The following is a 13004-nucleotide window of genomic DNA, read 5'->3' as shown; positions in this document are numbered from 1 at the left end:
ATCTTGTTACCTCAACATGTTTCCAATCAAGCGACTTTTTTTATAAGTCGAAGTTAGGTCATTGTGTTTATGAATGGTGAAAATAAAGTGTTTCCAATCAAGCGACTTTTTTTATAAGTCGAAGCGTTTTTTGGACACAATCCATGATAACAGAAAGTAGAAGTTTCCAATCAAGCGACTTTTTTTATAAGTCGAAGGGCAAGCTTTTGAAAGGCTTGTGTAGTAACCATTGTAAACCCCATAATCTGAGGGGGTCAAGATTATCTTGAAATTATTAATAATTACTCTCAATAAATCCATACACGAATACCTTGAAACTTTTACGTAGCAATCAATCTGAGGGGGTCAACGAGAGAATAAGGGTTTCAGACATTGTATGACCCCCTCAGATGCTTATCAGTCACAGCCAAATAATAAGTGAAACTAATCAATGGTGTATGACGTAAAAATCCTAAAGATGCTATCCTGCGGGAAAACTCCGTTTACGTTCCTCAGCATGACAGTTTCTCGGTATGACATGAGTTTAGATTCTATCTGCTTGCAGTATAATTGAGAACTGCGAATTGCGAATTGCGAATTGGAGATGACAGGCGCCTTTGTCACCCCTCCAGTATGCAAAAATAGAATCATGCTAAAGATGCAAGGTTAAGTTATGCTTGCGCGAAACCAAACCTTGTATTTTAGAAGTAGTGGTAGAATGCTATTTAATTGTCCTCTACAAAGGTTGTTTCTTTCACCATTTCAAATATTATTGTAAATGTTCCATCGGGAATTAGTCTTTGCAAGGCATTTAAATAATTAGTCGCTTCACCTCGACTACGAAATCTTGCTATCATCAGGTTTTGACAATTCGATAATGTTCTGATGATACACCAAGGATGTAACTTGTCAGCATAAGTCATGATTGAGTTTCCTAAATTGTGTAGTTCTGTGCAAAACTAAGAGCTAAGTTAATCAAAAAGCAAAGCTGAAAAAATTCCAAGTTGATATTGACAGAGGTGCCAATGTGTGGAGGGCATGCCAATTTTGCAAAAATATAAATTGTCATTCTGAGCGTAGTAAAGAATCTTGGTAATATTCGAGTTCTCTAAGATGCTACCCTGCGGGAAAACTGCGTTTACGTTTCTCAGCATGACGTGGTTATTCCAAATTGGGATGTTCCTCACTGTGAGTATTTAATATCTAGGACTGAGAAGGATATAAAAGTTCTAACAATGCTTGAGGAATTTCTTCAAAGTGTTCTAGCAAGAAATCTAAAAGTGCTAGATGGCGCCTATCGTTAAAAGTTGGATACCGTTTATTATTACCGCTTCTAAACCAACCTCTAACTGTGGAGTCAGAACGACAACATATTAAAGCAATTTGTTCGTAACTGACATCCCATTTGCTGTAAAATTGCTGCGGTGCCATTCCATATTCCCAAGCAATATACAGTTGCATTATATTTAATTCTCGTGTTGTGATGCGGCGAGGTTTGGACATGATAATTACATAAAAGTATTTAATGTTCGATTCAGGTTATTTGCAATGATGTAGGGTATGTAGAAGCAACGCGCGTGCTTATTCTCAGCACTACGGTGGAGCGCGCGCTTGTTTATAAACGACCATATACTGAGTGGTGTAAATTCTATGTAAGGTTGCAGCTAAACAATAAATGCTGCATCATCAATGGTAAATTCTGGTTTCGTGCCGAGTACAGCTACTTTGCAACGATTATGCACAGTCATCGGGTAAAATCTGATTTGGTCTTCGCGTCTGTTGACAAGTCGCATTAAGTATTGAGATAAAGTTGCAAACTGTTTTTCGTCTAAGACGCACTCAAATACAGACTTTTGTACCCTCAACCCATAAGCTTCCAAGAGTTTTGACACCTTGTTGCGACGGGTATCACTAACAATGTCGTAGCAAATTAGATAAAACATGGCTACACCAAGGTTAATACTGGTTTTTGGTTCTCTGCGATGTTAGTAACAGCATTATTCTGTGGATGAAGTTTCAACGCTAGAGGACGGTAATACTCAATATCACCCAATAAAGATGCAGCGTATTCGCGTACTTGTATATCAATACACTGGCGATAACTGACCTCTCCTGCACAAGGGTGTAGCACAAAAGTCTTTAACTTTCCTTCCCAACATTTAAGGAAATGTTGAATTAGATTAAGAGGGCATTTTTTACCGTTACCGTTACCGTTACTATTCAAGTTAGGAAGATTACGGACAAAATTTATAACCAAGTCGTCAACTACAGGTGCGCGAAATTCTGCGCTAAAGTCCCATGCTAAGGGCAACTCGTGATGAGCATCACTGTGTATAATCCCATAGTCAGGGTGAAGTCCTGTGGAGATAAGATGGGTATATATATATTGATGCAGCAGTTGATTACCCAATTTTAGTAATTGATTAATTTGTTGCAGTGTTGTTTGCGTGCATGGGTTATAAAAGCTGATGATAGAAGCAACTGCACAATAATAAATCTTGTCAGCTTCTTCCATATATTCGCGCAGTTCATGGATGGATAATGCAGCAGGCAAGTTATCCATCAGTAATTTTAAGTAATCTAACGCCTGTTTAATTGTATAGTCTACACGATGAGGAGTCCAGCTTTGCAAAAAAGTATACTGGTTGTGCAATTTAGCCCAGGTAATACTTTCTGCTGTCCCATGATTAAATTCAAAATCATGCAAGCGTTGACGTTGATGAGTTAGGTATTTAGTTTGCAATGACGATGGATTTTCGACACGTCCTAGAAAATCCAAGTTTTCTGTTAGATAAAGGACGGGTATTTGATTAAGACGTATAATTTGCATGACATCTTTCGGTAACTTAATGGCGCCGAATATAATGAATTGGCTGATATTACGAATGCGAATGGTACGCTGTCTTCCATTAAAAAACATCTTCAAATACTGGTGTTGAACTTTAAATGATGTTTTCTTCTCGGTCAGGTAAATTACAGACATAGTATGTAAAAGGTAAAAGGATATAAGTTAAAAATAAAAAGAATGATAGGGCTTTAGTGGCGCCGTTATCTCTTTACTTCTGACTTAATTTCATTGTCTCAAACCTGTATATGAGTCCGTGTATGAGTAAAAGTTGTTTTTATATGACTTTGTATATGGGTTATATGATTTGAATTTTGCACATCAAAAAAGGGTCGAAACGATACCTTCGACCCTTTATATATTTGTTGTACTAGTTTTCAATCAAGCGACTTATTAAATAAGCCGAACTATTCCTTTATTATGGCTTCATTATGAAAGACCTACGACTGTTTCCAATCAAGCGACTTATTAAATAAGCCGAACTCTTTATTAAAGTTATCCAAGATAACTACCCACTCTGTTTCCAATCAAGCGACTTATTAAATAAGCCGAACCGATATTTTTCCAGGAGGAAAAATTATGTACGCGAAGTTTCCAATCAAGCGACTTATTAAATAAGCCGAACAGTTGAGATTTTTTTTATGAACCAAGAAGCGCAAGATTGTTTCCAATCAAGCGACTTATTAAATAAGCCGAACTTGCTCACTATAAGTCAAATTGTGAGTAAAAGCTGAGTAATGTTTCCAATCAAGCGACTTATTAAATAAGCCGAACAATGAAAAAAGTATTGTTGCTTTTGATTCCCACTCTTGTTTCCAATCAAGCGACTTATTAAATAAGCCGAACTGTTTTTACTTTATGCCCAAGGAGGCAACATGCTTACAAAGTTTCCAATCAAGCGACTTATTAAATAAGCCGAACTTCGCGATTTAGAAAATCTACGCCTTGAGTACAACAGTTTCCAATCAAGCGACTTATTAAATAAGCCGAACCTTTTTTTGAGGTCATTTTATGAAGTGGTTTGTAAAGTTTCCAATCAAGCGACTTATTAAATAAGCCGAACCATTATGGCTACTATCACTAGAAAGGCTGCTTCTTCCATCAAGTTTCCAATCAAGCGACTTATTAAATAAGCCGAACTTCTTTTGCGTTAAATGAACGCAATAAAACTATGAAAGTTTCCAATCAAGCGACTTATTAAATAAGCCGAACAACCGAACAATTGTTCTTTAGAGAACAATCTAAGCATGAATACAGTTTCCAATCAAGCGACTTATTAAATAAGCCGAACATTGTTTAGGAGTTTCTCATGAAGAAACTTATCATTGTGTTTCCAATCAAGCGACTTATTAAATAAGCCGAACCAATTTCTTTGCATAATTTACATTCTGGAGTCAAACATGTTTCCAATCAAGCGACTTATTAAATAAGCCGAACCTTTATCTCCTGCCCCTTTGTTGTGCAGGCCTAAAAGTTTCCAATCAAGCGACTTATTAAATAAGCCGAACTCATTATTTAGGAGTTTCTAATGAAGAAACTTATCATTGTTTCCAATCAAGCGACTTATTAAATAAGCCGAACATTTATAGTTTACTGGAAAAAATCCATGAAAACGAGTTTCCAATCAAGCGACTTATTAAATAAGCCGAACATCAAATTAGTGCATAGCACCAAAAAACTATGAAAACAGTTTCCAATCAAGCGACTTATTAAATAAGCCGAACTTTGTTTGGCATGACGAAGCTCCATTGAAGCTATAAGTTTCCAATCAAGCGACTTATTAAATAAGCCGAACCCTAGCCTTCTGAAAGGCTTGTGTAGTAACCATTGTAAACGCCATTATCTGAGGGGGTCAATATTATTGCCAAATAATTAAGAATTACTATCAATAACTCCATACTCTAGCACCTTGAAAGCTTTACGCAGTAATCAATCTGAGGGGGTCAACGAGAGAATGCGGGTTTCAGGCATTAGCTGACCCCCTCAGATGCTTATCAATCAGGATTTATTGATAAGTTGAACTAATAAAAGTCGATTTTGCCAATGCAAAAGAACTATAGTTTCCAAACCATTGGTCGATAGACATCAATTTCTCCCATTAAACAAGCAACATACTCCCATACTTGTAATTCTATACATCGTCGGAAATTTACTTGATACCCTGTATGGGGATGTGTTATCTCCGATTGTAGCTTTTCTTCCCAGTGTTTGAGAAATTTTTTGATTGAGTGAGGCTGGAGATACACTCCTCCTTTTTCATCAGGTGGTGTAAATTCCTCTGGTGTAAAAATCTTGGAATTAATTAAATAAGCTATCAAGGAATCTACCAACTGCGCGCGAAATTCTTCTATTAAGTCGCTAACCAAAGCTGGATGATTTTCATCGGGTACATGAAGGTTGCCAAAATGAGCATGTAAACCAACAGCTTGTATTAACGAGAAAATATTTTGACTCAGCAAAGTGTATCCTAAACTCATAAGGCTGTTAATTGGGTCTGTTGGAGGACGCTTTGTACGTTTATCAAAAGCAAATACTCCTGTAAATAGTGAACCCAATGCCTGAAAATATAATGTTGCACCTTTACCTTCATAACCTCGCAGTGCATCTATTGACTCAGCTTGTGGTAAATCATCCATCAAATTAGCAATCAAATCAATTGCCGAAGCTGCTTTTCTGGATGGACGACGACGATTTAATTTCAGCAGCAACGCGCGCGAGTTATGTAATTTAGCCCAAACAATGCTTTCAGCTTGTTTTCTGATAAATTCTGGTTTTTGTGAACACATTACCTGCTGAATTAAATACTTAATTTTTGCATTGCTCTCTGCTTGATACCGACCATAATATCTAGCTTTTTGAGAAAGGTATATAATTGGTATCCGGCGCCTTAATGCATAAGTAACGGCGCCATGTGATACATTGCAGCAACCAAACAGTACAATGCTACTGACACGGGTTGCAGGAATTTTAATCCGTAATTCTCCTTGATAGTAAACTTGGAACTGATGGTTTTTGATGCTCAAGTGGGCGCCTTGGTCAGATACGTATAATGTAGACATAGAATCGTGCCAAAGATGAGTAGTTGGAGCTTTGGGTAAATTGCTGGGTTTACTAATGTCGCAAGCTTTGGGAAAACGAGATTCAAACTTTAACTCGCGCGCTTTTGGACGAAAATATGGATATCCTGATTCTGTTGTCGTCCATTCCCCCTTTCTCTTCGTATCAGGTGGTGGAGGTGCATAAACTTTTCCATTAGCAAAGCGATGTCCCAAAAATATGAATTCTTCATGAGATGCATAAATCTGTGTTTTCTCGGTCTGTAAATGTAAATAAAGTTCTCCCAACCAATGAGTAACTTTATCTAAAATCTGGTTTGCTTCCCTCCATGTATCACAAGCAATGCTGAAATCATCACCATACCGCACCATTTTGATGCGATGGTCAAGACATTTTTGATCAAAATACGTTAAGTATAAATTTGCAAGTGCCCCAGAAAGTATTCCTCCCTGTAATACCCCTTTATTTTGGAAAATTGTTTGCCCACCAATCACGACTCCCGCTTTAACTTGCCCTTGCAGCAATTGCATTAAAATAGGTTCAAGCTTCAAATTATCTACTACTGTAAGTAGCAAAGCATGACAAATATTGTCAAAAAAGTTTGCTATATCAGCTTTGATAATCCACTTTGGCTGTGATTGATAGTACCCATACAAATGCTGCACAGCTTTTTGAATACTGCGTCCCGGACGATAAGCGTAACTACAATCAAGAAAAGCATTTTCTAAGGGTAAATACATTTCTTCGAGTAATAAACGCTGCACAATTCTGTCTCGAACAGTCGGTATACCAACTAATCGCTTGGCGCCGTTTTTCTTGGTAACATAAAACCCTTTGGCTGGACTAGCATGATAAGATTGCTGTTGTATTTGATTCAAAATCATTTGTATTTGTGAGTCAGCAGATGCAGCAAATAGGTCAACGGTAATTCCGTCAACACCAGCACTACGACTCCCGCAACGGATGTGATACCATGCGGCAAGAAGTTGCTCTATGAACATGATTTTGTACTTGTTGTTGCCCTTCTAATTAATTGTTGCAGTCGAGTATATGAGTTTGTATATGACTTATTGACTGAAATATATGACTTGGTATATGACTTTAATAAAGAGTGTTTCTAGGTGTACTTATGGCTGGGAGTTCTCTCATCGCATCACAGAAAGGTATTCAACGTGCCAAAAATTCCTTAAAAGCCAAAAGCCTTACCCAGAAGGCATTAGCAGTTGAAAGAGGTATTGCATCTTGGTCAACCATTAATCACTTTTTTAACGGTTTACCCGTCCAACGCCGAATTTTTATTGAGATTTGTGAAGAATTAGATTTACCGTCTAATGTTTGGCGAACATTGAATAATATTGCAGTACTATACGAAACACAAGGACGTTACACCGACGCAGAAAAGAAATATTTAGAAGCGTTAGAAATGATACAACATCTAGAAGGGTCAGAACATTATGATGTTGCTGCAACGTTGAATAATTTAGCTGTATTATATAATTCTCAAGGGCGTTTCAAGGAAGCTGAGACTAATTACCTGCAAGTTATAAGTATATGGGAAAAATTATTGGATGATGAACATACGTATATTGCTTCCACTTTAAATAACCTTGCCAATACTTATCAGGAGCAAGGAAAATATTCCGAAGCTGAACAAACGCATCTAAAATCACTCTCCATGAGAAAATCATTGTTTGGAGATGAACATCCCGATGTAGGAATGAGCTTGAGTAATTTAGCGGATATTTATTTAATACAAGCACGTTATTTAGAAGCTGAACAGAATTATCTTGCAGTACTATCTATACAACAAAGTATATTTGACTCCAACCACCCAGAAACAGCAAAAAATCTGGGTAATCTTGCTGTAGTGTACTCGTATCAGGCACGTTATCAAGAAGCAGAAAATCTTTACCTCGAAGCATCTTCAATATGGGAACGTTCAGTTGGTAGAATTCATCCTGATAATGTGAATAACTTACAAAACTTTGCAAAGCAGTACAAAATGCAAGGACGTTATTCAGAAGCTGAAGTACTGTTTCTTGATATCTTAGAAATTAGAATACAACTTCTAGGGCAACAGCATCCAGATATAGCCTTTACCAAAAGCGAATTAGCTGAAGTTTATCGAATGCAAGGACGGTACGTAGAAGCAGAACAAATGCATTTAGATGCTTTATCAATGAGACAACGAATATTTGGCGAACATCCAGATGTAGCAGCAAGTTTGAACAATTTAGCAGTACTATACGAAACAACATCAAAATACTCACAAGCTGAATCTATGTTACTACAAGCTATTTCGCTTATAACAAAGATTTTCGGCGCCAATAATCCACAAATTGCCAGCAGCTTGAATAACTTAGCTGCTGTATATAATTCTCAAGGAAAATACACAGAAGCTGAACCTTTATATTTTAAAGCACTTCAAATCCGAAAATCCCTATTTGGGGAACAGCACCCAGATGTAGCAAGCAGTCTCAACAACATCGCAGAACTATATCGTTTACAGGAAAGATATATAGAAGCAGAACAAAAGCACACCGAAGCACTCTTCATGCGACAACGGTTTTTAGGAGACGAACACCCCGACGTAGCAAAAAGTTTGAATAATCTCGCAACAGTTTATGCAGCAACAGGACGCTATACAGATGCACTATCCTATCGAGTGCGTGCGGGTTTAATAAACGATAAATTGATTGCTCGAATATTTGCCTTTAGTTCCGACAGCGACCGTCTAGCATTTGTAGAAAAGATTAGAGGCAACTTAGATTTCTTCTTATCTTTAGTATGCAAACATCTCTCTGACTGTAAGACAGCACAGCAAGAAGCATTAGATTTTGTTTTTAAACGCAAAGCTTTAACCGCTTCCGCACTCGCATCTTACAACCAAGCACTATACAGTAGTAGATATCCTCACCTTCAAGAACAGTTTCGTCAACTCATTGACCTAAACGCGCGCTTAATCAAACTACATTTATTTATAGATGAGAATGATAATCTTATCGACGGCACCGTATATCAGCAACAAACAGTAGACCTAGAAAAACAATACAACATTTTGCAAAAACAGCTTGCATCACAAGTTCCAGAAATTCAACTACTTCAACAACCCCCAAACCGTCATACTGTAGCATCTGCTTTACCTGTAAACTCAGTACTCATCGAATTTGTTCGCTTTAATGTATTTAATTTTCATGCTATCCCGGCTAATAGTGATGATTGCTGCTATGAATCACGTTACGCAGCATTTATATTACCAGCAGGTCAACCAGCAGCAGTACAAATGGTTGATTTAGGCAAGGTTGAGCCAATTGATTATTTGATTGCAGCAACACATTTAGAAGCTTCAGATTATAGGCGCCAAACGTTAGCATGGGGAAAAAAGAATACATCACCGAAATTACAAATCAAACAATATAACCCTGGTACAGCAATAAACCTCACCCAAATATTATTGCAGCCAATACTAAATATAGTAAGTAACTATAAACATTTAATCTTGGCGCCTGATGCAACTCTCAACTTACTACCGTTCCAAATATTACCAATAGATGATAGCGGTACACGATTACTAATAGATGAATATAAAATCTCCTACCTTGGTGTTGGAGGTGATATTCTTAGAGAAAACCATACAACAACGCGAACAGCATCGGCACCTATTATATTTGCTGACCCTGATTTTGATTTAACTGACACAAGCAGTACTTTTGTTTCGTCGCCTTTAAATATCCAACCTGATAAACAAGACTTTGTAAATACACTTGGTGATGTATTATCACAGGCGCCTGGTACAAGGTTGCTGGGAGAAAGTATTGCCCAAAAACTAGAAAGCGCACGTTTATATATAGGTGAAGAAGCGTGTGAAACCAACCTAATGTCAGCGAAGGCGCCTTCCATTATGCTTATTGCCACACACGGCTTATTTTTACCCGACTCCCGTCAACAATTACCAGATGATATACAAATAAATCGTTTGGGAACATCCAACCTTAAAAACCCAATGCTGCGTTCAGGACTAGCACTTGCAGGCGCCAACACATGGTTAAGGAGTGGAAAACTACCCAAGAAAGCAGGTAAAGGTTTTGTATTTGCTCAAGATATTGCCAGTTTAGACTTATGGGCAAACGAACTAACAGTGCTATCGGCTTGCGACACTGGTAGAGGAGACTTAAAAATTGGGGAAGGAGTCTTCGGTTTACGACGCGCTTTTGCAGTTGCGGGCACAAAAACACTCGTAATGAGCTTGTGGCAAGTTCCAGATAAAGCAACTGCACTACTAATGGATAGATTTTTCGATAATTTAAAATTAGCAATCAAACCCTTAGAAGCATTGCAGAACGCTCAAAATTATGTACGCACTATTACAGTTTCACAATTACAACAATCTGCTTTGGGTATTGAAGTACTAAAAGAACTATTGCAAGTAAATGACCTATCAATACAAACTCATATTAACTGCGATCCTACACAGGCGCCGCTCCAACATCCTTTTTACTGGGGAGCATGGATTTGTCAGGGAAATTAAACAAAAGTAATAAGGTAAAAGAAAGAAAAAAGGATAAATAATAATGCTTGAAAACGCGGTTAATGAATCTATGCCTCAAGCACGGTATCATCAATATTAATTTTTATAAGGTTATATTACATAATATGAAAGCTCAATATATTAAGATAAATAACCTTCTTCTATAATTTGTGTAAGCTATTATATAAGGGTTTTGATTGAGGTATTGGTAGATGGGAGTTAAACAGCATGTATTTGGTAGCTTTTCAGAAAGGGGAAATTATTATAAATTAATTAGACAATGGTCAAAAGATTATTATATCTATCATAATCTTCCATTCATGAATATTTTTGATATAGACAAAGACACGATTAAAAACTTAAAGTTAAGTGAATCTCAAATTGATTTTCTTAAAAAAACTAGTATTGACTATACTCTTTGTGACCTAGAGGATAAACCTATAGTTTGTATAGAATATGACGGATTGCAACAGGGTTTTAACTTAGGAACTAAGTATTACTCAGAACAAAGAAATAATGTACTAAGAGAAAAAGGTTTTAATTTAAAACTTCAAGTATCTCATTATTCATCATTTCCATTATTCATTGTTAGTACAAAAGAGTTTGAAGATTTATGCCATAATATAAAATTGACTATTGTTGATGGAATAATAGGGCAGGTAATATCTCAAAAAAATTTTAAGTCTGAAATCGAACAACCTTTTAATCCAGAAAAATATGGCATGACTTTAGAAGAGTTTTTAGAATTAAGTAACGAACAAAAATACTATTATATTAAAAAAGATTGTCTTTACATAGAAGTCGATACTTATTTGGAAAATAACCCAATTATCAATAAAGCTTCTGAGCTTCATCATCTATTAGGTCGTCCAGGTTATTCTCTTCAGGGTGTACAAGGAGTAGATTATACCAGATATTATGCTAAAAGTTGTATAGTTAATTTGAATTCATGTGGCAAAATAAAATCAGAAGTAATATTACCAAAATTTAATGCACCTGGTTTTTGCATGGGATTACTTATCGATAAAATAGCTGAACTGCTTGCATTTAACAAGGCTATAAATTTAATATATAATTCTGATTATTGAATACGGTAAATATAAAAATAAGCTATGGATGAATATGAAATACTTCATTCAGATGCCTTGCTTGAAGCCATTGTTAGAGGTTTAGAGATTGCTTTACATAATGGTGTGTTTAGAACCAAAAATCCTTTCCTTGTAGTTTGGATTTCAGATTATGACCACAAAATTACAAATGAATCTGTTCACAGATTAAATTCTCAAGCAGTTACGCACGATTTCATGGCAGAATTTGGTTAAATTTGTAGTTTTCTGAAGGACTATCTCAGAATTATATTTAAAACTGCTTCCTATACATTAGTTAGAAAGTAAGCAAAAGATAATGTTCAATTTAAGGCAACCATTTATAGTGATGAGAAGGTACTAAAAAAATGATTATGCAATAGCTTTTATATGGCTCACGCCTCTAGTTATGTGAAATATATACAGAGGTAACAGTTGTGGAAAGTGCTGAACAAATTACTGCCAAACTCAAGCGGTTTGTTGGTTCTGATGAAATTTATAAGCATTGGTTAGGCATCAAATATACTTCAGGTATTAAGTATCTTGCTGAAGCTGCTGAATGCTTTTGGTTGCTTGACGCTATCGCTTCACACCAAAATGCTAAATTGCTATCCTTGCCTCAACTTCGAGAATTCCAGATTTGGCGCCTACTTGTACAAGAAAAATCTGGTGTCTTAATTTGTGAGTGGGATACAAACCAAGAAGTTTTGCGACAGGAAATCCCGTACACGAATTTTCCTCTACCTCGTATAAAACTTTACTTGATAGAAAAAGTATTGCTGTTACCCAGTGAATATTAACCAAAAATCAATACAGGCGCCAACAATCCTTTCATAAAAGTTATGAATAAAAACAACATAACTCAGCTAGAGCTTGATTTCTCTGTGATTCAAAGAGGTACAAAAGTCAGGATAAATGGGTACGATTGCCATAACTGGCTAGATTTAACAAATTGTATCGGGGTTGTTGATTCTTATTATCAACCAACAGGCGATTATCTCGTTTACTTTAAAGATAGACCAGGCATTGCTGAAGGTACTCATTTAGTTCTATATTACAGGCGCCAACAATTAGAAGTTATTCAAGGGTTACGTGGTCAGTGTAGTTGGGAGCGTTTGGTTAAGAAAAATAAACAAAGACCATAAGGCTTGTAATAACACAAACAATCAACAACTACACGCATCAAAGACTGGCGCCATTTCTTAAAATTGATCCTCACTTCTTTTTGAAGGTGGAGGAAAATCCTGTGCATCCAACCATTCTTCAAACAACCTCTCAGATTCTTCAAAAGCTTCTTCTTGTTGCATCTTCAAACCAGCTATTGCAGCTAAATCATCAATGTGAGTTATACCCTGAGTTAGTAATTCGCTCTGTGTATCAAAACTATATGGTGAAGTATACTTACGTTGTGGTTGTGGATTATCCATATATACTACCTCCGGCTTATTCCGATGTTACGCCAAATAACCTTTTAGCACTAAAGCGATAGCAAAACTTCTGTCTTTAGACT

11 protein-coding genes and 2 CRISPR repeat arrays (1 of these 13 running past the window's edge) are annotated in these 13004 nt (G+C 36.5%); of the genes, 5 read left to right on the top strand and 6 right to left on the bottom strand.

Annotated elements, in window-relative coordinates; translation table 11 throughout:
• A CRISPR array of direct repeats spans positions 1 to 197; the repeat unit is 35 nt; unit sequence GTTTCCAATCAAGCGACTTTTTTTATAAGTCGAAG (it extends 702 nt beyond the left edge of the window).
• Positions 198 to 704: 507 nt separating this feature from the next.
• From DSM106972_RS24380 to cas1 (DSM106972_RS24360), 5 genes are all read right to left on the bottom strand, one after another.
• Positions 705 to 902, bottom strand: coding sequence for a hypothetical protein (locus tag DSM106972_RS24380; protein ID WP_127083140.1), 198 nt, complete (start codon positions 900 to 902; stop codon positions 705 to 707).
• A 280-nt stretch (positions 903 to 1182) separates the two neighbouring features.
• On the bottom strand, positions 1183 to 1482 hold the full coding sequence (locus DSM106972_RS24375; RefSeq protein ID WP_127083139.1) for a hypothetical protein: 300 nt from the start codon (positions 1480 to 1482) through the stop codon (positions 1183 to 1185).
• A 161-nt stretch (positions 1483 to 1643) separates the two neighbouring features.
• Entirely contained in the window at positions 1644 to 1922 is a 279-nt protein-coding gene (gene cas2, locus DSM106972_RS24370; RefSeq protein WP_127083138.1) for a CRISPR-associated endonuclease Cas2, read from the bottom strand.
• A gap of 2 nt (positions 1923 to 1924) precedes the next feature.
• Complete coding sequence (gene cas1 / locus DSM106972_RS24365; protein WP_127083137.1) at positions 1925 to 2962, bottom strand: CRISPR-associated endonuclease Cas1; 1038 nt, start codon at positions 2960 to 2962, stop codon at positions 1925 to 1927.
• 235 nt (positions 2963 to 3197) lie between these two features.
• A CRISPR array of direct repeats spans positions 3198 to 4619; the repeat unit is 35 nt; unit sequence GTTTCCAATCAAGCGACTTATTAAATAAGCCGAAC.
• A gap of 259 nt (positions 4620 to 4878) precedes the next feature.
• Complete coding sequence (gene cas1, locus DSM106972_RS24360; protein WP_127083136.1) at positions 4879 to 6882, bottom strand: CRISPR-associated endonuclease Cas1; 2004 nt, start codon at positions 6880 to 6882, stop codon at positions 4879 to 4881.
• Between the two features lie 128 nt (positions 6883 to 7010).
• Between cas1 (DSM106972_RS24360) and DSM106972_RS24355 the strand changes: the two genes are divergently transcribed.
• The 5 genes from DSM106972_RS24355 to DSM106972_RS24335 all read left to right on the top strand — a co-directional run bounded on the left by DSM106972_RS24355 (position 7011) and on the right by DSM106972_RS24335 (position 12639).
• A complete protein-coding gene (locus DSM106972_RS24355) occupies positions 7011 to 10409 on the top strand; it encodes a CHAT domain-containing protein (protein ID WP_127083135.1) in 3399 nt (1132 codons plus the stop codon).
• Positions 10410 to 10621: 212 nt separating this feature from the next.
• Positions 10622 to 11497: a hypothetical protein gene (locus DSM106972_RS24350; protein WP_127083134.1), complete on the top strand. Its 876-nt coding sequence runs from the start codon at positions 10622 to 10624 to the stop codon at positions 11495 to 11497.
• 24 nt (positions 11498 to 11521) lie between these two features.
• Entirely contained in the window at positions 11522 to 11731 is a 210-nt protein-coding gene (locus tag DSM106972_RS24345; protein WP_127083133.1) for a hypothetical protein, read from the top strand.
• 200 nt (positions 11732 to 11931) lie between these two features.
• Positions 11932 to 12294, top strand: a complete 363-nt coding sequence (locus DSM106972_RS24340) for a DUF6876 family protein (RefSeq protein ID WP_127083132.1) — start codon at positions 11932 to 11934, stop codon at positions 12292 to 12294.
• A 42-nt stretch (positions 12295 to 12336) separates the two neighbouring features.
• Entirely contained in the window at positions 12337 to 12639 is a 303-nt protein-coding gene (locus DSM106972_RS24335) for a hypothetical protein (protein WP_127083131.1), read from the top strand.
• Between the two features lie 57 nt (positions 12640 to 12696).
• Here DSM106972_RS24335 and DSM106972_RS24330 read toward each other — a convergent pair whose 3' ends face one another.
• Positions 12697 to 12921, bottom strand: a complete 225-nt coding sequence (locus DSM106972_RS24330) for a hypothetical protein (RefSeq protein ID WP_127083130.1) — start codon at positions 12919 to 12921, stop codon at positions 12697 to 12699.
• Positions 12922 to 13004 lie beyond the last annotated feature (83 nt).

Origin of the sequence: Dulcicalothrix desertica PCC 7102 (assembly GCF_003991905.1) — a bacterium.
In the GTDB taxonomy this organism is placed as follows: Bacteria; Cyanobacteriota; Cyanobacteriia; order Cyanobacteriales; family Nostocaceae; genus Dulcicalothrix; species Dulcicalothrix desertica.
The sequence above is the reverse complement of the archived record's forward strand: the minus strand, read 5'-3'. Positions and strand labels throughout refer to the sequence as shown.